The organism is Salinarimonas soli, assembly GCF_008386575.1.
GTDB lineage: Bacteria > Pseudomonadota > Alphaproteobacteria > Rhizobiales > Beijerinckiaceae > Salinarimonas_A > Salinarimonas_A soli.
The window spans coordinates 1-19,197 of record NZ_VUOA01000015.1 but is presented as its reverse complement, the minus strand read 5'-3'; the positions used below and the strand labels follow the sequence as shown (position 1 = coordinate 19,197).

Sequence of the window (19,197 nt, the reverse complement as noted above, 5' to 3'; positions counted from 1 at the left end):
CTCACGCGGCGACGGCGGCATCCATGTGGTCGAAGGCCTCGACGGGGGAGGGCGTCTCGGCGGCGGTCTGGACCTTCGCGCGGCCGAGGAGGGCGCGCAGCTCCTGCTGGTCGACGAGGTCGAGAACCGCCTCGACGATCGCGTCCGAGATCGGCATCTCGACGGCGAGCGAGAGGTTGTGCAGCGCGATGCTGCGGTTGTCGCAGTTCTTCTCGTGGGTGATCTCGTGGCCGAGCCAGATCGGCGTCTCGAAGGCGGCGGCGGCGGCCGCGTCGGCGAACTCGATCCCGGCGACGTCGAGGGGCCCAGGTGCCACGAAGCTGTCGATGCGCACGAGCGCGCCGTCGATGTTGATCTCGGTCCGGTCATAGGTGACCCGGCCCGCCGCGGCTTCCATGAGGCTCTCGGCCTGCGAGGGCGACAGGGGGAACCACTCCGTGTCCTGGGCCGTCGAGAGCACGAGATGGGCGGCCTCGGGCTCCACGTGCACGTGGACGTGGCGCCCCGGCACCGTCGCCATATGGGCCTCGGTCAGCCGGCTCGCGCCCAGGCTCCGGCGGATCAGGCGCGCGAGGGATGGGGCGATCAGGAACCGACGGATGACCGACATGGTGACGCTTTCCTCTACAAGGCGCCGTGTCTGCGCCGGGATTCACCATGATCGATCCTGGTTAACGGGCCCTTGACCACGTTCCTTTCCGTTTCGACAGGGCTGCGTTCAGCGCCCGTAGATGCGGTCCATCACCCGCGCGACCGTGACCAGATGCTCGGCCGACGGGTCGAAGCGCTCGCCGGCGGCAAGCCGCGTCGCCCAGTCGGCGGCGGCGCGCCCGCCCCACGCCTCGGGCGGGGTGCTCAGCGTCTCGCGGGCGGTGCCGCGGAAGCGCTCGGCACGGAAATCGTAGAACGAGCCGTCCACGTTCTCGAGCGCCGCACCGCCGCCGGTGCCGTAGAAGGCCGCCTGGATCACGGCGTCGCGCCCGGCCTGAAGCCGCCATGAGCAGGCGAGCCGCAGCACGGTGCCGGTGGTGGTGGTCACGGTCGCGACGGCGTAGTCCTCCACCTGCGCGCTCGGGTCCCGCAGCGGCGCTCCCCCCGCCATGAGCGAGGCCGAGACATCGGCGATCTCGGGGAAGTCGAGGGCCCAGAGCGCGAGATCCACGAGGTGGACGCCGAGATCCATCACGCAGCCGCCCCCCGACAGGGCGGGATCGTAGAACCAGGGCTTGTCCGGCCCGTAGGCGTTGTGGAACGTGAGGTCGGCCGCGAAGACCACGCCGAGCTCGCCGCCCGCGATCAGCTCGCGGATGCGGCGCATGCCGTCGGTGAAGCGATAAGAGAGGTCGACGGCGAGCAGGCGGTCCGCGGCCCGCGCCGCGTCGACAACCGCCCGCACCTCGTCCGCCGTGCGCCCGAGCGGCTTCTGGCAGAACACCGCCGCGCCGCGCTCCAGCGCCCGGATCGACTGCTCGGCATGCATGGCGCTCGGCGTCGCGATCACCACGCCGTCCACGCCTGCGTCGAGGAGGTCGTCGAGGGTCGAGACGATCTCGGCGCCGGGCGCGAGGGCGCCGGCCTCGCGGGCCATCTCGGGGGAGGGGTCGGCGAGGGCGGCCACCTCGACGGCGCCCGTCTCGACGATCGCCTGCATTCGGTGCCGGCCGATCCAGCCGACGCCGAGGAAGCCGAGGCGGGGGCGGGCCGTGGCGGCGGCCTGGGCGGGAGCGGGGAGGGTATCGGCGGTCACAGGGTCACCAGGGCCTTGAGGAAGCCGTCGGGCCGGTCGCGCGTGGCGTCGAGGGCGTCGCCGAGGCGGTCGAGCGGGTAGGTGTGGGTGTAGAGCGGGGAGGGGTCGAGGCGGCCGGAGGCCACGGCGTCGACGGCCTCGCGGATACCCTGCACGTAGACCGCCGGATCGCGCTCGTGCGCGTTGATGACGTCGAGGCCGCGCCAGTTCCACAGCCACATGTTGACCTGGCGCGGGCCATCCTGGTGGTAGCCCGCGACGATGAGGCGCCCGCGCTCGCGGGTGATCTCGGCCGAGAGGTCGAGGGGCCATTGCTTGCCCACCGCCTCGATCACCCGGTCGCAGAACGCGCCACCCGTGAGGTCCTTCACCCGCTCGATGATGCCGTGGTGATCCTCCATCGGAATCGTCTCGGCCGCGCCGAAGGCCCGCGCGACGTCGAGGGAGTAGGGGCGGCGCGAGATCGCGATCACCCGGGCGCCGGCATCGGTCGCGAGCCGCGTCAAGATCGCGCCGAGAAACCCGATCCCGACGATGGCGACGGTCTGCCCCGCCTCGATCCGGCTGCGCCGGAAGATGTTCATGGCGCAGCCTAGGGGTTCGCCCGGAAACGGCTTGCCTGCGAGCGCGGCGGGGAGGGGGACCACGGCCGAGGCGTCGGCGACGTCGTACTCGGCATAGGCCTTGTAGGAGAGGGCCGCGACGCGCTGGCCGATCTCGTGGCCGCTCACGCCCTCGCCCAGAGCGTCGATGGTGCCCCAGCCCTCATGGCCGAGGTCGCCGGGCTTCGTCGGGAACGTCATCCAGTCGGGTCCGGCCCACGGGGTGAGGTTCGAGGCGCAGACGCCGCAGCCCTCGAGGCGAAGGCGCACCTGGCCCGGGCCCGGCTCGGGCCGCGCGACGGTCTCGATGCGCACCTGCCCGGCGCCGGTGAGGACGGCGGCCCGCATGGTCGCCTGCCCGGCGGCGGGCCGGCTCGGGCCGCTGCCCCCGTCGGATCTCGTCGGTGCGTCCAGAACGTCGCTCATGCTGATGCAGGTCCTTGATGATCGACACGGTTGATCCCCATTGTAGCGCAGCCGTGGGCAGCGGCGAGGCGAGGGCCCCTGCGAATCCGCCTTTTCCACCTTGGGGCCGGGCATGCCCGCCATGCGGGAACGAAGCTCGAGCTTGGCCGTTTTCGTCCTCGCGGTCCGTGCCGGTGCATCGGCGTCCATGCGGTCTGGGCAGAATGGCTTTTCACCCCTGGCCTCGCGTCCCTATAAGCGTGCCGGAGCCCAAGCCCGCACGGAGCGCACCCCACCGATGACTGCCACCATCCGCGGCGCCGATCTCGTCGCCCGTGCCCTCGACCGGGCGGGCCTGCGCACGATTTTCACCCTGTCGGGCAACCACATCATGCCCGTCTTCGACGCAGCGCTCGGGACAGGGCTCGACCTGATCCACACCCGCCACGAGGCGGCGGCGGTCCACATGGCGGACGCGTTCGCGCGGCTGACGGGACAATGCGGCATCGCCCTCGTGACGGGCGGCGCCGGCCACACCAACGCGGTGGCGGCCCTGTGCACGGCGCAGGCAGCGGATTCGCCGCTGGTTCTGCTCTCGGGCCATGCGGGCCTGCGCGAGCTCGGCCGCGGCGCTTTCCAGGAGCTCGCCCAGGCCGAGATGGCGGCGCCCGTCACCAAGGCGTCCTGGACCGCCGCATCCGCCGCGACCCTCGCCCACGACATCGCCCGCGCCGTCCGCATCGCGCTGTCGGGCCGCCCCGGCCCGGTCCATGTCAGCCTGCCCGTCGACCTGCTGGAGGAGAGCCTTGAGGACGTACCCGGCCTATGGCCCGACGCCGCAGCCTTCGCCCCGGCCGTCCAGCCGCTCGGCGCCTTCGCAGCCGACGCGGCGCTCGCCGCCATGCGGGCCGCCGCGCGTCCGCTGATCCTCGCCGGGCCCATGCTGTGCCACACGCCGCAGCTTGGGCTCCTCGACGACTTGCGCGGGGTGCTCGGCGTGCCGGTGCTCGCTATGGAGAGCCCCCGCGGGATCAACGATCCAGGCCTTGGCGCCTTCGCGGAGGTGCTAGCGCGCGCCGACCTCCTCGTCCTGCTCGGCAAGCCGCACGATTTCACGATCCGGTTCACGGAGGCGCCCGCCGTCGATCCCGCCTGCCGCCTCGTGGTGCTCGATCCGGATCCCGCGCTGATCGCCCGCGCCGCCCGGGAGCGCGGCGAGCGCCTGGTGCTCGGCGCGCTCGCCGATGCCGCGCCCGCGGCCCGTGAGCTGTGCGCCCGGGCCGGAGCGCCGTTCGGCGACGCGGCATGGCGCCACGAGGTCGCGGATGCGGTCGCGTACCGTCCGCCGGAATGGGCCGGTGTCGCGTCACAGCGCGGCGTGCATCCGGCCGCGATGTGCCGGGCGGTCGCCGGGGTGCTGGAACGCCACCCCGGTGCCGCCCTGATCTGCGACGGCGGCGAGATCGGGCAATGGGGGCAGAGCCTCGCCTCGGCGCGCCGCCGCGTGATCAATGGTGTCGCGGGCTCCATCGGAGCCGGCGTTCCCTTTGCGATTGCGGCGCGGCGGGCGGACCCGTCCGCTCCCGTCGTCGCCATCATGGGCGATGGGGCCTTCGGCTTCCATGTCATGGAGTTCGACACGGCCCTGCGCTGCGGCCTGCCGATGGTCGTCGTCGTGGGCAACGACGCGTGCTGGAACGCCGAGCATCAGATCCAGCTGCGCTCCTATGGGGCGGAGCGCACCCATGGCTGCACGCTCCTGCCGACGCGCTACGATGCCATCGTCGCCGCGCTGGGCGGGCATGGGGAGCTGGTGGAGCGCGAGGCGGACCTCGCGCCCGCCCTGGAGCGCGCGCTTGCGAGCGGCAAGCCGGCTTGCGTCAACGTGATGATCGAGGGGCTGCCGGCGCCGGTGGTGCGGCGCCCGCGCTGAAGCCGCTCCGGGTCAGGCGGCCTTGAGCGCCCGCCCGCCGCCGCGGGGCGCGGGCCGCTTGCGCTCAGCTCCGCCGCCCTCGGAAAAAAGGCGGCGGCGCAGGCCGGACCAGCTCCAGTCGCCCGGTCCCGCCTGCATGTAGAACAGCATCGCGCCGACGATCGTGAGGTCGGCGAGGAAGGCCGCGTGCTCGGCTTGGCGGAACACGCCGCCGAACTCCCAGAAGCGGTGGAGCAGCAGGGTGGTGAGCAGGGTGTGGCCCGCCATCACGAGAGCCGTCGCGCGGGGCAGGACGCCGACCGCGAGCGCCAGCGGCCCCACAGCCCCGATCACGACGGCACCCGCCGCGACCTCCGTCGCGAAGGGCAGGCCCTCCGTCGCGAGCGTCACGGCGAAGCCCGACGGGTTGAGCACCCGCGCGATCGCGGTGGGCAGGAGGCATCCCGCCAGGATGAGGCGCCCCGCCAGGAGGATGCCGTTCGTCGTCCGCTCCGTCATGATCCGCCCCGAGAATCGTTCGTCGTCGGCCCCGAGAGTCGCCGCTCAGGGTGAACGATCCGTGAACTCACGAGTCGAGAGGTCCGGCTTGGAGCACGTGTGATCTCCCCCTCATGCTGAGGCGCGAGCCGACGGCGAGCCTCGAAGCACGCACCCCCTTGCCACAGCCGTCCGGAGATCGCTGGAGCGCCCTTCGAGGCCGGGCTTACGCAGGGCACCTCAGGACGATGTTGGTGGGTGAGTCCTCTGTCGAGACGGCGTCTCAAGGCGCGAGGTCGACGCCCGTGAAGATGTGGCGGCCGAGCGGGTCCATGACGAAGCCCGTCACCTCCTTGCGTGTCGCCATGAACACCACGGAATGGGCGATGGGCACCCAGGGCGCCTGGTTCTTGGCGATGACCTGCGCCTCGCGATAGAGGGCGCGGCGCTCCGCCTGGTCGAGGCTCGCCTCGGCGCGGGTGATCAGGCCGTCATAGGCGGGGTCGCACCATTTGGGGATGTTGTTGCCGCCGGGCCGGGCCGAGGTGCAGCCGAGCAGGATGTTGAGGAAGTTGTCGGGGTCGCCGTTGTCCCCGGTCCAGCCGAACAGGGCCATCGGCGCGGCGCCCTCCTGGAGCTTCGTCCGGTAGGTGCCCCATTCCTCCGTGACGAGGCGGAGGCGCACGCCGATCTTGGCGAGATCCGACTGGATCATCTCGGCGATGCGCCGGCCGTTCGGGTTGTAGGGCCGGCTCACGGGCATGTACCAGAGATCCGTCTCGAACCCTTCCGGGTAGCCCGCCTCGACGAGGAGCCGCTGGGCCGCCGCGAGATCGTAGGGGTAGTCCCGGATCTCGTCGTTGTAGGACCACAGGGTCGGGGGGATCGGGTTCTTGGCGGGAACGCCCGCGCCCGCATAGACCGCCTCCACGATCGCCGCCTTGTCGACCGCCATGCTGATCGCCCGGCGCACCCGCGGGTCGTCGAAGGGCCTCATGGTCACGTTGAGCGACATGTAGCCGATGTTGAGCCCCTCCTGCTGGAGGAGACGGAGCGCGGGATCGCCCTTGATGCGCGCTGCGTCCGCGGGGTTGGGGAACGCCATTACATGGCACTCGCCCGCCCGCAGCTTCGTGAGCCGGACGGCAGGGTTCGGGGTGACCGAGAAGACGAGCTGGTCGACCGGCGGCCGCCCGGCCCAATGGTCCGCGAAGGCGCGAAAGCGCACCATGACGTCGCGCTGCAGGCTTACGAAGGCGAACGGGCCAGTGCCGATCGGAGCGAGGTCGACCTGCTCGGGCGTGCCGGCCCGCATCATGGCGTCGGCGTACTCGGCCGAGTGCACCACGTTGAAGGGCATCGCCATGCTGGCGAGGAACGGGGCGTTGGGGCGCGTCAGGCGAAAGCGCACGGTGCGCTCGTCCACCTTCTCGACCCCTGCCACCACGGATGGCATGCCGAGGTCCTTGAAGTAGTCGTAACCCCCGCCCGAGACCCGGTGGTAGGGGTGATCCTCCTTCCACTGCCGCAGGAACGAGAACATCACGTCGTCGGCGTTCATCGCCCGGGTGGGCTTGAAGGCGGCGTTCTCCTGGAAGCGCACGCCCGCGCGCAGGCGGAAGGTGTATTCCAGCCCGTCCGGCGACACGCTCCAGGTCTCGGCGAGCCCCGGCGTCAGCTCCGTGGAGCCGGGCCGGAACTCGACGAGGTTGTTGAACATCGGCCGGGCCGCGTTCATCCCCGTCGTCGTCGTGACGAGTTGCGGGTTGAGGGATTCCGGGCTGCCTTCCGAGCAGAACACAAGCGTCTTGGCCTGGAGCGGGCCGATGGAGAGCGCGCACAGGAGGCCGAGCGCGGCCTTGCGCAGGTGGGACATGCTCATGGTTCAGACTCCCTCGGCGACCGGTTCCCCGGCGCGCGCGCCGTCGGGCTCCGACGACTTCACCCGCAGCGGCAGGTCGATGATGAAGGTGGTGCCGCGACCGGGCTCGCTCTCGACGGCGATGGAGCCCTGGAGGCTCGCCGTCACGAGGTTGTAGACGATGTGGAGCCCGAGCCCCGTGCTGCCCTTGTCCCGCCGCGTGGTGAAGAACGGGTCGAAGAGGCGAGCCCGGTTCGCGGGGCTGACGCCCACCCCGTCGTCCCGGAACGTCATCCGCACCATTCCCTCGCGCAGGGGCGTGACCTTGATCTCGATGAAGCCCGCCCGGTCGCCCGGGAAGGCGTGCGTCACGGCGTTCATGATGAGGTTCGTGACCACCTGCGCGAGGGCGCCCGGATAGGTCTCGAGAACGATGTCGGGTGGGCAGGACACCGAGACCTGGTGCGGGGTCTTGCGCAGCGCCGGCCCGAGGCTCGTGAGGATCTCGCCGAGCCACGCCGCGATCTCGAAGCGCCGCGCCTCGCCGCTCGCCTGGTCGGCCGCCACCTGCTTGAAGCTCTGCACGAGGTCGATGGCGCGCACGAGGTTGCCCAGCAGGAGCTTCGACCCCTCCGTGAGACGCTGGACGAGGCGGTTCAGGTCCGAGCGGGTGAGCCGGCCGTCGCGGCTGCGCTCGGCGAAGCGCTGCACCTCGCCGTCGACCGAGGTCGACATGGTGAGCGCGAGCCCCAGGGGCGTGTTGATCTCGTGCGCCACGCCCGCCACGAGCTGGCCCAGGGAGCCGAGCTTCTCGGCCTGGATGAGGCTCGCCTGCGTCTCGCGCAGCTCCAGCAGCGTGGCGTCGGCGCGGTTCTTCGCCTTGCGCAGCTCGTTCTCGCGCCGCCCGAGCTCCAGCACGAAGAAGTTCGCGGCCCGGGCCATAGCGCCGAGCTCGTCGCGGCGCGAGGCCTCCGGAATCGGGCCGGCGGCGGGATCCTCGGCGAGGCGCAGCATCCGCTCCTGCAGCCGCTTCAGGGGCTCCGTGATGGACCGGGCGACGAGGAAGGCCGTGAAGGCGCCGAGCAGGAGGCCGACCGCGGCGCCGAAGGCCAGCATCTTGCGCACGAACTGGCCGATCCGGTCGGCGTCGTGGGCGAAGATGTCGTTGAGCCGGCTCGCGCGGTCGATCATGTCGACGGCGATGGAGTCCATCTCGCTGATGATGCCGTTCTGCCGCCGCAGCCCCTCGCCCGTGGTGGCGAGCCCGTCGCGCCAGCTCGCGATGGCGTCGACCATGGCGGTTTGGATCAGGGGCGAGATCGGCAGGGCCGAGACGGTGCCAGACAGCGTGCGGCTCTCGTCGAGGATCGCCTGTACGGAGGCGACGTCGCGTCCCGCCAGCGCCTCGGCGCTGCGCCGGCTGAGCTTCAGGCTGCCGATGGCGATATTCTGCGTCGCCTGCTCGGTCTCGGCCGCCGACACCGAATAGGTGAGGAGCTGCGCGACCTCCTCGTGCAGGGCGCGGTACTCGGTGGCGTTGATCTTGATCGTGCGCTCGGCCCAGTCGGCGAGACGCTGCTGGGGGCCGCGGTCGTGCGGCGCGCGCTCGTCCCCCATCCACCGGGCGATCTCGCCCTCGTAAGCCTTGATGAGACCCTCGAGCGTATCGGCCGCCGTCTCACGCCCGTCGTTGCGCAAGAGGCTCACGAGCTCGCCGGCGCTGTTGCGCATGCGGGCCACCGAGAAGGTGAGCTGGCGCTCGACCGTCCGGCGCGCGTCGCCCGGCGCCGCGCCCTCCACGGTCTTGTCGTCGAGGGCCACGGCGCCGATGGCCGCGCGCAGCTCGTGGGCATGGTCCACCACGTCGCGCGCGATGCGCAGCTTGCGGTCGCCCTCCGCCAGCGAGGCGATGATGTCGCTGTTCGAGGCGTGCTGGCGTTCGCGGGCCTGATCCGTGAGGCGGATGAGCGCCTCGGCGCGGTTCGCCATCTCGGCGATCAGCCGGTCGTTGCCGGCCGTGACGTCGGCCAGCGTCCGCATCTGCTCGCGATAGCGCACCAGGGCGACGTCGGTCGCTTCGGCCACGGCGCGGTTCGACGTGTCGCGGGCGATCTCCTGGAGCGCCCGCAGGCGGATCGAGGCGCTCGCCGCGAAGGCCTCGAAGCGCAGGGAGTTCTGCGAGCGGCTTGCCGGAACCGCGCCGATGAAGGTGTTGCGCTCCGTGATGGTGCCCAGAAGGTCGCGGTAGATGGAGCCCGCATGGGCCGCGCCGCTGCGGGCGCGGTCGGCCTCGCCGAGCAGAAGCCAGGCGACGACGGCGATGGCCGCCGCGACCGTGATGGGAATGCCGCCCACCAGGGCGACTCGCGATCTGATCCTCATGCGATGGTTCGTCCGGTGCCCGCTCGCGTCAGCGCCTGCCGAGAAGGTCGGCGGCCTGCCGTCCGCCCCAGATCTCGGCCTGGTCGGGCGTCATGGTCGGTTGCAGGCGAAGGGCCTGGGCGAGGGCGGCGCCCGCCGCCGCGTCGTCGTCGAGCCCGCGCCAGGCGGCGGCGAGGACGAGCCAGGCGGGCGCGAAGCCGGGATCCGCCTCGATGGCGGCATGGGCCTCGACGAGGGCCTCGTCGTCCCGCTCGGCCATGAGGAGCCGGCTCGCGAGCAGGCTGCGCCAGACGGCGAGGCGGGGATCTTGCGGGCTCATGTCGAGCCCCCGGCGCAGGCAGGCCTGCCCCGCTTCCCACTCGCCGCGGGCGAAGAGGTGGGCGCCGAGCGCCACGAAGGCCTGCGCGTTGCCCGGGTCGAGATCGGCCGCCCGGCGCAGGATCGCGGCGCCCTCGTCGTCGTGGCCGAGCTCGGTCAGCGCGAAGCCCGCGAAGCTCAAGGTCTCGGCGTCGCGCGGGCCGGCCATGACGGCGGCGCGGGCCTCGCAGGCGGCGTCGGGCGCTCCGGCCTGGTCGGCTTCGACGCCGAAGCGGCGGCCGAGCGCGAGGCTGAGGGCAAGGATCGCGCGAGGGAGCGAGAGGGCGGGGTCGAGGTCGAGTGCCGCCCGGCAATGATCGGCCGCCCCCTGCAGGGTGCCGGCGCTCCAGCCCTGCTGCAGGAGGGTGGCGTAGGCGCTGCGCACCCGGTGCCAGGGATCGCGGTCGACGGGGCCAGCCTCCTGGGCGCCGCGGATCTCGGCGAGCATGGCCTCGACGCCGATGCGGGCGCCGATGCGCCGGGCGATCTCGGGCTCCACGCCGCCGTGCTCGGGCACCGCGAACTCGAAGGCACCCGACCACGCCTGCGTCGCGCCCGCCCGCACGTCGACGAGACGGGCATTCACGTGGACCCGGTCGCCGAGACCCCGGATGGCGCCCTCGACGAGATAGCGCACGCCGAGCGCGGACGCGGCGCGCACGGGATCATGGCCCGCGCCGCCATAGGCCGCGGCGGAGAAGCGCGCGATGACGGTGAGGCCCGGCGTGCGGGCAAGGCAGGTCGTGAGGTCCTCGGTCACCGCGTCCGCGAGGAGCGCGGCCGAGGGATCGGACGAGATCGCGCGGAAAGGCAGCACGGCGAGGGCGGAGAGGCGAGGCGCCGCGTCGGCCTGCGGCAGCGCGCGAACGGCGCTCCCGTCGGCGAGGCGGAACAGGCTCATGGGCTGCTCGAAGCCCTTGAGCCGGTGCGGCCCCATATCCTCGAAGGTGAGGTCGGGGCGGCCCGCGAGCTGGTCGCACACGGCTTGCGTCGCGACGATGCCGCCCGCGCCCGCGAACGGCTCGATCCGCGCCGCAAGGTTCACCGCGTCGCCGAAGATCTCGCCGTCGGCATCGACGATCACCTCGCCGAGGCTGACGCCGATGCGCAGCGCCAGCGCCGGCCCCGCCGCGCCGCCGAGCGCCGCCTGGATCGCGCGCGCCGCCATTACGGCCTCCGACGCGCTCGTGAACTCGGCGATGAAGCCATCGCCCGTGGACTTCACGAGCCGGCCGCCATGCTCGGTGAGGATCGGCTCCACCGTGTCGCGCATGCCCTGGATGCGCGCGACCGTGCCGTTGATGTCCGAGCGGATGAGGTTGCAGAAGCCCTGGACGTCGGCCACGAGGATGGCGGCGAGACGCCCACGCGGGGACGCGTTCGGCCGCGGGGCCGCATCCATCAGCGATCGGGAACGTTGCGCGACGAGCATCTCAGGCCTCCCTTGGCGAGGCTTTGGTACGACGGGATTGTTTCACGGTGATTTCGTCATGTGTCGTGGCGCACGAAAAATGCGCCTGGAGGCCTGAAGCAGCGCGGCGCGTTGCGCATTCGGCGGCCCGGGGCTGGATGCCGGCCCCGTCTAGCGCAGAAACCCGCCTTTAGGGAGCGGCCGTTTCGTCGCCGGTCCGAAGGTCGAACCGCGCCACGACGTCCGGCTGGATGGTGCCGGCATGCATGGTGAGGAGGACGAGCTGAGCGTCGAGACTGTCGCCGGTCTCCAGCGCCGCCTCGATCCGGCGCTCCGTGAGCCCGGAGAGGTCGGGCCCGTTGGCGCGGGCGAACAGCTCGGGCCCGAGCATGCAATAGGCCACGATCTCGGCCGCCGCCCGGTAGGCCTGCGGGGCCGGCTCGTCTCCGATCGCGTGATCCTTCAGGAGGTTCACGGCCGTGAGCTTGATCGCCTCGGGAACCACGCGCGGGTGGAGGTCGACGGCGTGGAGCGCAGCGTCGAGCGCTCGCAGGTCGGCCGAGCGTCCGAAGATCCCGAACAGTCCCAGGGACGACCGCCGCCTCGCCATCGCCTGCGCTCCTACCGGCAATGGATCATCGAGCGCCGCGCGGGCGCGTCGGCGACCACCGGCTCGAATTGTCCCGTGCCCGGATCCCGCACGAGAAGCCGCCCGTTCGCCACGCCGAAATAGGCGCCGTGCAGGGCGAGTCTGCCGCGCTCCACGAGGATGCGCACGCAGGGAAACGTCATGAGGTTTCGGAGGCTGAGCTCGACGGAGGCGAATTCGAGCCGGCGCAAATAGGCTTCCTTGTCTCCGTTGTTGCGGGGCCCGAGGCTCTCGGCGGCGGGCGCGATCTGGGACATCCAGCGGCCGATGAAGTCGCCGGGCGAGAGGGGCTCCTGCTCGTCCGCGAAGGCGCGGATGCCGCCGCAATGCTCGTGCCCGAGGACCACGATGTGCTTCACCTTGAGCGCCTGGACGCCGAACTCCAGCGCCGCGCTGGTGCCATGCTGGCTGTTGCCGTGGGGTTCGTAGGCGGGCACAAGGTTGGAGACGTTGCGCACCACGAGGAGCTCCCCCGGCGCCGCGTTGAAGATCACCTCAGGCGAGACCCGCGAATCGACGCAGCCGATGACCATGATCTCGGGTTGCTGGCCCGTCTCCGCGAGGCTCTGATAGCGGGCGCGCTCGTCGGCGAAACGGCCGTCGAGGAAGGTCCGGTATCCCTGGTTCAATCGCTGCGGAAACATCCCTGCGTTCCTGTCTCTCGTGCCGGTCCCGCCGGGAACGGCGTGGCGGCAAGTCGCCCGCGCGGCGCCGGTTCCCCGATCCCGATCAATTCACGACAATGGACCGGGAAATCAAGCCCGAGTGACCTTGCGCGAGCCCATGGGGCAGGCTCGGCCGTCGGAACAGCCCCGGGTCCGGCGGTGTTTGTCCGGCTGAAGCCGCAATCCGCGGCGCGGAGGACATCCATGACCACCCGCGACCACAACAATCGCAGCGAGAAGCGCAAAGGGCACACGCCCGACCACAGCCAGGGCGGCGAGCACGCCGGCCATCAGAAGGCCGATGCCGGTGGCGGCGGTGCCAAGGGCCAGGGCCAGGGTCAGGCCGGCAATCCGACCCCGGGCCAGCAGCGCGGCCATTCCTGATCGTATGCTTGCGGGGCGCCCTCGCGCTCCGCTACGACGCATCGCGCGCCAGGCGTTTCGGCGCGCGATGCGGAGCCTGCCATGAGCGACGTGACCAGCGCCCTTCTTGCCGCCCTCGGCCCCGACCGGGTGCGGGTGGGCTCCGACATTCCCGTCCGCAACCACGCCGACGCGAGCGGCCTCACGCCCACTCCGCCGCAGGCCCTGCTCCTGCCGCGCACGACCGACGATGTCGCCGCCGCGCTACGGATCTGTCACGAGCACGGGCAGCCCGTGGTGACGCAGGGCGGGATGACGGGTCTCGCCGGCGGGGCTCATCCGCAGACGGGCGAGATCGCCCTTTCGCTTGAGCGCATGACCGGCGTCGAGGAGATCGACGAGGCGAGCGGCACGCTGACCGCGCTCGCCGGCACCCCGCTCGCCGTGATCCAGAAGGCCGCCGAGGAGGCGGGGCTGATGTGCGGGATCGATCTCGGCGCCCGGGGCAGCTGCACGATCGGCGGCAACATCGCGACCAACGCGGGCGGCAACCAGGTCCTGCGCTACGGCATGGCCAGGCGCAACGTGCTCGGCCTCGAGGTCGTGCTCGCCGACGGCCGCGTGGTGCGCTCGCTCAACAAGATGCTCAAGAACAACGCGGGCTACGACTGGACGCAGCTCTTCATCGGCTCGGAGGGCACGCTCGGCGTGGTGACGCGGGTGGTGCTCGGCCTGCACCCCAGGCCTCAAGGGATCCAGACGGCCCTGTGCGCCGTCAACGGCTTCCCGGCGGCGCTGAAGGTCCTGCGCGCCCTTGAGCGGCGCTTCCCCGGGCGCCTGCTCGTCTTCGAGGGCATGTGGCGCGAATTCATGGACGTCGCCACGGGCCCCGGCGGCCTGGCGCGGCCCTTCGCGGCCGATCACGATCTCTGCCTCCTGATCGAGGTCGCCATGGGCGAGGACGGGCCGGACGCCTTCGCGGGCTTCCTCTCCGAGGTCTACGAGAGCGGCGCGGTGGAGGACGCGCTCGTCGCGCAGTCGGAGGCCGACCGGGCGAAGTTCTGGGCCTATCGCGAATCACCCTACGAGTACGGCCGCTATCTCCCGAAGCTCATCGGCTTCGACGTGAGCATCCCGCTCGCGCGCATGCCCGAGGCGATCGAGGCGCTGCGCCAGCGGATTCCCGAGCGCTGGCCGGACGCCGTCCATGTCGCCTTCGGCCATATCGCCGACAGCAACATCCACGTCACGGTCGCCCGCCAGGGCATGGACGCGGCGACCTATCGGTCGATCGAGGGCGTGGTCTACGACATCGTGGCGGAGCTCGGCGGCTCGATCTCGGCTGAGCACGGCATCGGGCGCAACAAGCGGCCCTATCTCCATATCAGCCGCACCGAGCCCGAGCTCGCCCTCATGGCGACGATCAAGCAGGCGCTCGATCCGCGGGGGCTGCTCAACCCGGGGCGGGTTCTCTGACGCGTCCCGGCGGCGCCGGAGCCGTCCCATGCTCGTCCAGACCGTTCTCACCGTCCTCGACTGGTGCGGGATCGTCGTGTTCGCGATCTCGGGCGCCCTCGTCGCCTCGCGAAAGCAGATGGACGTGGTAGGCTTCGTGCTCCTGGGCACGGCCACGGGGATCGGCGGTGGAACCGTGCGCGACGTGCTGCTCGGGCAATTGCCCGTGTTCTGGGTGCGCGCGCCCGGATCGCTGGTGACCTGCGTTGCCGTCTCCTGCCTCGTCTTCGCCACCGCCCACATCCCGCAATCGCGCTACCGCGTGCTCCTGTGGGCCGATGCGGTCGGGCTTGCCCTCTTCGCGGTGAGCGGGGCCGCGACGGCGCTCGAAGTCGGGGCGGGGGCGGTCGTCGCGGTGGCGATGGGCGTGGTCACGGCCACGTTCGGCGGCGTGATCCGGGACGTGCTGGGCGGCGAGAGCCCCGTGGTGCTCAGCCGCGAGATCTACGTGACGGCGGCGCTGCTCGGGGCGGCGGCCTTCGTGCTCGCCCTCCAGGCAGGCGCTCCGCGGGAGCTTGCGGCGGGTCTCGGGTTCACGGCCGCCATGCTGCTGCGCGGCGCGGCGCTGCGGCGCGCCTGGTCGCTGCCGCGCTACCGTCCGCGTCCGGGGCGCACCCCCGACGAGGTCCGGCGCCTGGGCGAGCCGCCGGACGACGGCCGGGATCGAAATCGCACCTGAGGGATTCCCCTTGTGGATGGCGGTGAACGGAGCAGGCCGGGCATGGAGGCGGTTTCCGGGTTCGAGATCGAGACGTCCGACGGCGAGAGGCCAGGCGCCTTCGTGCGCTTCCCTTTCGATCGCAGCCTTCTCGACCGCTTCCGCGAGGCCTTCCCGCGGGCGCGGTGGCGGAGGTCGGAGGAGCGCTGGTTCGTGCCGGGCACCACGGCGGCGGCGCGGCTCGACGTGTGGGTCTCGCGCGAGCTCTCCGACCTCGACCGACACGCCGACGACAAGGGCCGCGACGCCTTCAGCTTCGAGCCCCTGGCGAGCCCCTACCTGGAGGTGGGCGAGGAGCTCACCGTCCGCACGCCCTACTCCCGCCGGGTGGTCGATCTTCTGCGCACGGTGCCGTTCGCCCGCTGGGACGCCGACGCGAAGGCCTGGCGGATCCCGTTCCGGGGTTTCGAGCGCCTGCGCGCCGCCTGGCCGGAGATCGAGGAGGCCGCCCGCTACGCTGAGCCCGAGGCGCGCCGGCAGCGCAAGGCCGAGCGCGCGGCCGATCCGCAGGAGGCACTGCGCCAGGCGGAAAGACGCAAGCGCCGCTATCCCGTGCCGCTCGGCGATCCGCCGCCCCTCGACCGGCCGGTGGCGACGGACCTGTTCGGGGTCGTGGTGTTCGAGGACGTGGGCGAGGCCATTCCGGAGGACGAGGCGCTTTCGTCCGTCTTCGATCATGCCCATCCGCGCGACGAGGTCTTCGCCTGGGGGCGGTGGCGGCTGCCGGATTGGCGGGAGGTGGCGCGCGTCAAGCCGTCCGACGATCCGCCCCACCGCGGCTGGCGCCTGCCCGGGGCCGCCGACCTCGACGAGCGCCGGCGCGCCATGCGCAGCTCGGCCCGGGCGCGCGAAACCCGGGCGCGATCCGGCCCGGCAGCTTGACCAAGGCTTGTTAAGGACGATATCGCCCACTTACGGTTTGCTGCGCTGTGGCAGGGAACGATTCAGGCTTGGCCGTGTTGTTGGGCGTCCGTCCGGGGTCGAGTAACCCGCCAAAGATCGTGGGGACCGCCGGCGGGCGAGGAGTCATAGATGACGACGTCACGTGAAGAAATGATCCGGGCGCGGGCCAAGGCCATCTGGGAGGCCGAGGGCCGCCCCGAGGGACGCGCCCCAGACCATTGGGCGCAGGCTGAGCGCGAGCTGTCCGCCGACGAGGGGACGGAGGCTGCGGCCGAAGTGGGCGGCAATGCCGACACGAGCGCGACGACAGGCCGCAAGCCCTCCCGCAAGCGCACCGCCGAGGAGGCTCCGTCGGCCGAGGGCGCGGCTCCGAAGGCTAGGCGCGGGCGAGGCGCCGCCGCCGCGCCGGCGCAGGAGAGCGAGACCCCGGCCGAGAAGCCGAAGCGCGGCCGTGCGCCCGCCTCGAGCGAGGATGCCGCCCCGGCTCGGGCGGGCCGCTCCCGCGCCGCGTCGGCCACGGGATCCGACACCGAGGCGAAGCCCCGGCGCGCCAGGGCCTCTGCGAAGGCCTGACACGACCCGCGGCCGACGCCGCGTCTGCTTCGACCTGCCCGCCCCGGAGGATCGCCTCCGCGGCGGGCCGTTCGGCGTGGGACGTGCCCGGTTGAGGACGGCTGTGGTTCAGGCGACGGCGGCTGCTTGCCGGCCGGCGGCTTCGGCGGTCACGACACGGTCGCGGCCGGCGCGCTTGGCCTTGTAGAGCGCTCCGTCGGCATCGAGGAGCATCCGCTCCGCGTCGAAGCCCCCTCCCAGCGAGGCGACCCCGAAGCTCGCCGTGATCGTGAAGCGCTCCGAGCCCACCTGCACCGGGGTTGCCGCAAGGTGCTGGCGCAGGCGCTCGGCGAGGGCCGCGGCGGCCTGCGGGCCCGTGCCGGCGAGCAGGATCATGAACTCCTCGCCGCCGACCCGTCCGAAGGCGTCGAGGTCCGGCCGCAGGGCCTCGCCTACAATCTCCGCCACCTGGACGAGGACCGCATCGCCGGCTGCGTGGCCGCGCCGGTCGTTCACGGACTTGAAGTGGTCGAGGTCCATCGCGATGACGCTGAGCGCGCACTCGGTCCTGCGGCAACGCTCCGTCTCGTCGCGCACCCGGCGGTCGAAGCCGCGCCGGTTGAGGATGCCCGTCAGGTGGTCGAGGGTCGCGATGCGGCGCAGCTCGCCCTCCGCCGTGCGACGGGCCCTGACCTCGAGGGCGAGCTCGACCCGCGCGGCCTCCAGCGCCGCGACGGCGCGTTCGAGCTCCCCGTTGCGCTCCTCCGCGACGTGGAGGGCGGATTTCAGCTCCGTGATGTCGGTGAGGGAAAGCGTCAAGCCGTCGTCGAGGGGCACCGCCGTGACGCGGAAATAGCCGTCGATCCCGTCGCTGGCATAAGGAGCCTCGAACTGCTCGGTGGTACGCTCGACGATCACGCGCTTGTAGAGATCCCAGAAGCCCGCCTCGACGAGCCCCGGAAAGGCCGTGAGCAGGGACGATCCCACCAGGGCGTCGCAGGGTCTTCCGCAGATCTCCGCGGCACGCGTGTTGGCCGTGACGATCTCGCAATCGACGATCTCGCCGGCCTCGTCGCGCTTGGTGCGCATCGCCAGGATGCCGTCGCGGGAGGCGGCGAGCACGGCGCTGAGCAGGTTGTCGCGCAGCTCCTGCGGCTTGTTGAGCACGACCACGAGACGCTGCCCGGCCTCGTCCATCACCGGGACGACGAGGCGCTCCCAGGCATAGACGTTGAGCGCGTAGGTCGACCGGTGCATCGTGTAGAGCGGCAGCCCGGACCGCATGGCGCGGTGGTAGGTCTCGCGGTAGAAGCGCCGCAGCTCGCCTCCGAGGCAATCGAGGGTCTGCCCGGTGAGGCTGATCCCCGTCACGGCGGCGATGCGTTCGCCATAAGCCTCGTAGCGGAAGTTCGTGCGGTTGATCGGGCGCAGGACGACGAGGTCGCCGGCAAGATCGGGGCGCGCCTCGGGGCCGAGATCCGCGTAGCGCGCGAAGCCGTGCCGCGCATGAGACGCACGATAGGCTTCGAGCAGCACCCGGATCTCGGGCGCGGCCGCGCGCTGCTCGATTCTGTCGTCGTGGATTTCGCGAAACATGAGCGGCCCTGCAATCCGGCCACCCTCGCAGAATGGTCCTGAGAGCCGGTTAACGCGAAGCTCCGAGTCCTTCGCGGTCCGCGAGCGGACCGCCGCGCCCCTCAGCGGTCCCGGCGATAGACACCGATCATCGGCCCCAGCGGCACCAGGCCGTCGGCACGCGCGAGGCTTGGGGCAAGCAGGCTCGACGCGGTGCCCCCATCGAGGAAGAGCGCGTTGCGGCAGCCGAGCACGTCGCGAAACAGGGTTGCGAAGTGGTGGAAGGTGACGGGGCGCTCCGAGTTGGCGAACACGATCGTGTTCCCGTCGCGGATGCCTACGCCGTTGCGCAGCTTGCGCGAGGTGCCGTCGGCACGGATGCGCGGGTGGATGCGCCCGTCGAGCACGAGCATCGGCCCGGACTGGGTGGCGAAGTCCGCCTTGATGCGCGAGGCGACGAAACGCCCGGTCTCCATGACGCCTGCGGTCCGTCCGGCGACGTAGAACACGCCGTTCGGCTTCATGTGGAAGTTGCCCGGCCCGTTGGCCTGGCTCGCCGCCTTGAGCTCGCGGCCCTCCTCCACGTAGAGCCCGACGGGCGCGGCATGCCCGTCATACATGCCGCCGTTCACCGCGAAGGCGAGGGCGCCGCCGTCCCGCGAGGGCAGGCGGGGGAGGGTGCCGTAGGGCTGGCCGTCCGGTCCCTGCCAGAACGTCCGCACCCGGTCCCGGTGCAGGTCGGCGGTGCAGACGTGGAACTCGACGGCTTCATGGACGAGCGCGCGGCACGGCGCCTCCTGGGCGGCCGCGGAGGTCGCTGCGAGGACGAGGCCTACGAGGGCGAGAGCGGTCGGTCGCATCGGGTCGGCGTGGGCCTCGGTGGGCTGGATGGGCTTCTGCCATACACCAGAGGCGCGGACCTGTCCCGTCCGCCAAGGCGGCTCCTGCGAGCGGTTCGATGGAGAGCGCGCGCGCGGTGGCTCTTGAAGAGCTGAGCAAAGAGCTGTATCGGGGCCGCGCATTCAGCCTCATCTCACGCACAGGCGTCAGGGAACCAGCGATGGCCAAAGAGAAGTTTTCGC

General features: G+C 71.9%; 17 protein-coding genes. 6 read left to right on the top strand and 11 right to left on the bottom strand.

Going from position 1 to position 19,197, the window contains the following annotated elements; genetic code table 11:
- Position 1: 1 nt before the first annotated feature.
- The 3 genes from F0L46_RS06510 to F0L46_RS06500 all read right to left on the bottom strand — a co-directional run bounded on the left by F0L46_RS06510 (position 2) and on the right by F0L46_RS06500 (position 2,697).
- Positions 2–610, bottom strand: a complete 609-nt coding sequence (locus F0L46_RS06510; protein WP_149816249.1) for a hypothetical protein — start codon at positions 608–610, stop codon at positions 2–4.
- A gap of 108 nt (positions 611–718) precedes the next feature.
- Positions 719–1,747, bottom strand: a complete 1,029-nt coding sequence (locus F0L46_RS06505) for a Gfo/Idh/MocA family protein (protein WP_149816248.1) — start codon at positions 1,745–1,747, stop codon at positions 719–721.
- Positions 1,744–2,697 (bottom strand): MDR/zinc-dependent alcohol dehydrogenase-like family protein, encoded by a 954-nt coding sequence (locus F0L46_RS06500; protein WP_149816274.1) that lies wholly within the window; start codon positions 2,695–2,697, stop codon positions 1,744–1,746. Before F0L46_RS06500 ends, F0L46_RS06505 begins: the two co-directional genes overlap by 4 nt.
- 355 nt (positions 2,698–3,052) lie before the next feature.
- On the opposite strand from F0L46_RS06500, the gene F0L46_RS06495 reads away from it, so the two are divergent.
- The gene (locus F0L46_RS06495) at positions 3,053–4,687 is read left to right on the top strand and encodes a thiamine pyrophosphate-binding protein (protein WP_149816247.1); all 1,635 of its coding nucleotides are present in this window, start codon (positions 3,053–3,055) and stop codon (positions 4,685–4,687) included.
- 12 nt (positions 4,688–4,699) lie between these two features.
- Here the strand turns inward: F0L46_RS06495 and F0L46_RS06490 are convergent, their stop codons facing one another.
- From F0L46_RS06490 to F0L46_RS06465, 6 genes are all read right to left on the bottom strand, one after another.
- Positions 4,700–5,185 (bottom strand): DoxX family protein, encoded by a 486-nt coding sequence (locus tag F0L46_RS06490; RefSeq protein ID WP_149816246.1) that lies wholly within the window; start codon positions 5,183–5,185, stop codon positions 4,700–4,702.
- A 262-nt stretch (positions 5,186–5,447) separates the two neighbouring features.
- Positions 5,448–7,046 carry an ABC transporter substrate-binding protein gene (locus F0L46_RS06485; RefSeq protein WP_240539894.1) on the bottom strand — a complete coding sequence of 533 codons (1,599 nt, stop codon included), beginning with the start codon at positions 7,044–7,046 and terminating at the stop codon, positions 5,448–5,450.
- Between the two features lie 3 nt (positions 7,047–7,049).
- A complete protein-coding gene (locus F0L46_RS06480) occupies positions 7,050–9,407 on the bottom strand; it encodes a sensor histidine kinase (RefSeq protein WP_149816245.1) in 2,358 nt (785 codons plus the stop codon).
- Positions 9,408–9,435: 28 nt separating this feature from the next.
- Positions 9,436–11,166, bottom strand: coding sequence for an adenylate/guanylate cyclase domain-containing protein (locus F0L46_RS06475; protein ID WP_188311876.1), 1,731 nt, complete (start codon positions 11,164–11,166; stop codon positions 9,436–9,438).
- 199 nt (positions 11,167–11,365) lie between these two features.
- On the bottom strand, positions 11,366–11,785 hold the full coding sequence (locus tag F0L46_RS06470) for a hypothetical protein (protein ID WP_149816243.1): 420 nt from the start codon (positions 11,783–11,785) through the stop codon (positions 11,366–11,368).
- A gap of 11 nt (positions 11,786–11,796) precedes the next feature.
- Entirely contained in the window at positions 11,797–12,468 is a 672-nt protein-coding gene (locus F0L46_RS06465) for a carbonic anhydrase (protein WP_149816242.1), read from the bottom strand.
- A 225-nt stretch (positions 12,469–12,693) separates the two neighbouring features.
- Between F0L46_RS06465 and F0L46_RS06460 the strand changes: the two genes are divergently transcribed.
- The 5 genes from F0L46_RS06460 to F0L46_RS06440 all read left to right on the top strand — a co-directional run bounded on the left by F0L46_RS06460 (position 12,694) and on the right by F0L46_RS06440 (position 16,561).
- Positions 12,694–12,873 carry a hypothetical protein gene (locus tag F0L46_RS06460; protein ID WP_149816241.1) on the top strand — a complete coding sequence of 60 codons (180 nt, stop codon included), beginning with the start codon at positions 12,694–12,696 and terminating at the stop codon, positions 12,871–12,873.
- An 81-nt stretch (positions 12,874–12,954) separates the two neighbouring features.
- Entirely contained in the window at positions 12,955–14,328 is a 1,374-nt protein-coding gene (locus F0L46_RS06455; RefSeq protein WP_149816240.1) for an FAD-binding oxidoreductase, read from the top strand.
- A 28-nt stretch (positions 14,329–14,356) separates the two neighbouring features.
- Positions 14,357–15,046, top strand: a complete 690-nt coding sequence (locus F0L46_RS06450) for a trimeric intracellular cation channel family protein (protein ID WP_149816239.1) — start codon at positions 14,357–14,359, stop codon at positions 15,044–15,046.
- A gap of 42 nt (positions 15,047–15,088) precedes the next feature.
- Positions 15,089–15,967 carry a hypothetical protein gene (locus tag F0L46_RS06445; RefSeq protein ID WP_149816238.1) on the top strand — a complete coding sequence of 293 codons (879 nt, stop codon included), beginning with the start codon at positions 15,089–15,091 and terminating at the stop codon, positions 15,965–15,967.
- Positions 15,968–16,117: 150 nt separating this feature from the next.
- Entirely contained in the window at positions 16,118–16,561 is a 444-nt protein-coding gene (locus F0L46_RS06440) for a DUF2934 domain-containing protein (RefSeq protein ID WP_149816237.1), read from the top strand.
- Between the two features lie 108 nt (positions 16,562–16,669).
- On the opposite strand, the gene F0L46_RS06435 is transcribed toward F0L46_RS06440, so the two are convergent.
- Positions 16,670–18,136 (bottom strand): sensor domain-containing diguanylate cyclase, encoded by a 1,467-nt coding sequence (locus tag F0L46_RS06435; protein ID WP_149816236.1) that lies wholly within the window; start codon positions 18,134–18,136, stop codon positions 16,670–16,672.
- Positions 18,137–18,237: 101 nt separating this feature from the next.
- A complete protein-coding gene (locus F0L46_RS06430; protein WP_149816235.1) occupies positions 18,238–18,975 on the bottom strand; it encodes a phosphodiester glycosidase family protein in 738 nt (245 codons plus the stop codon).
- Positions 18,976–19,197: the final 222 nt, after the last annotated feature.

Excerpts from the sequence above, each read along its gene's own strand:
- F0L46_RS06460 (WP_149816241.1), top strand. The coding sequence starts at position 12,694 with ATGACCACCCGCGACCACAACAATCGCAGCGAGAAGCGCAAAGGGCAC.
- F0L46_RS06440 (WP_149816237.1), top strand. The coding sequence starts at position 16,118 with ATGACGACGTCACGTGAAGAAATGATCCGGGCGCGGGCCAAGGCCATC.
- F0L46_RS06430 (WP_149816235.1), bottom strand. The coding sequence starts at position 18,975 with ATGCGACCGACCGCTCTCGCCCTCGTAGGCCTCGTCCTCGCAGCGACC.
- F0L46_RS06510 (WP_149816249.1), bottom strand. The coding sequence starts at position 610 with ATGTCGGTCATCCGTCGGTTCCTGATCGCCCCATCCCTCGCGCGCCTG.
- F0L46_RS06475 (WP_188311876.1), bottom strand. The coding sequence starts at position 11,166 with ATGGATGCGGCCCCGCGGCCGAACGCGTCCCCGCGTGGGCGTCTCGCC.
- F0L46_RS06465 (WP_149816242.1), bottom strand. The coding sequence starts at position 12,468 with ATGTTTCCGCAGCGATTGAACCAGGGATACCGGACCTTCCTCGACGGC.
- F0L46_RS06490 (WP_149816246.1), bottom strand. The coding sequence starts at position 5,185 with ATGACGGAGCGGACGACGAACGGCATCCTCCTGGCGGGGCGCCTCATC.
- F0L46_RS06485 (WP_240539894.1), bottom strand. The coding sequence starts at position 7,046 with ATGAGCATGTCCCACCTGCGCAAGGCCGCGCTCGGCCTCCTGTGCGCG.
- F0L46_RS06500 (WP_149816274.1), bottom strand. The coding sequence starts at position 2,697 with ATGCGGGCCGCCGTCCTCACCGGCGCCGGGCAGGTGCGCATCGAGACC.
- F0L46_RS06450 (WP_149816239.1), top strand. The coding sequence starts at position 14,357 with ATGCTCGTCCAGACCGTTCTCACCGTCCTCGACTGGTGCGGGATCGTC.
- F0L46_RS06435 (WP_149816236.1), bottom strand. The coding sequence starts at position 18,136 with ATGTTTCGCGAAATCCACGACGACAGAATCGAGCAGCGCGCGGCCGCG.
- F0L46_RS06480 (WP_149816245.1), bottom strand. The coding sequence starts at position 9,407 with ATGAGGATCAGATCGCGAGTCGCCCTGGTGGGCGGCATTCCCATCACG.
- F0L46_RS06455 (WP_149816240.1), top strand. The coding sequence starts at position 12,955 with ATGAGCGACGTGACCAGCGCCCTTCTTGCCGCCCTCGGCCCCGACCGG.
- F0L46_RS06470 (WP_149816243.1), bottom strand. The coding sequence starts at position 11,785 with ATGGCGAGGCGGCGGTCGTCCCTGGGACTGTTCGGGATCTTCGGACGC.
- F0L46_RS06445 (WP_149816238.1), top strand. The coding sequence starts at position 15,089 with ATGGAGGCGGTTTCCGGGTTCGAGATCGAGACGTCCGACGGCGAGAGG.
- F0L46_RS06495 (WP_149816247.1), top strand. The coding sequence starts at position 3,053 with ATGACTGCCACCATCCGCGGCGCCGATCTCGTCGCCCGTGCCCTCGAC.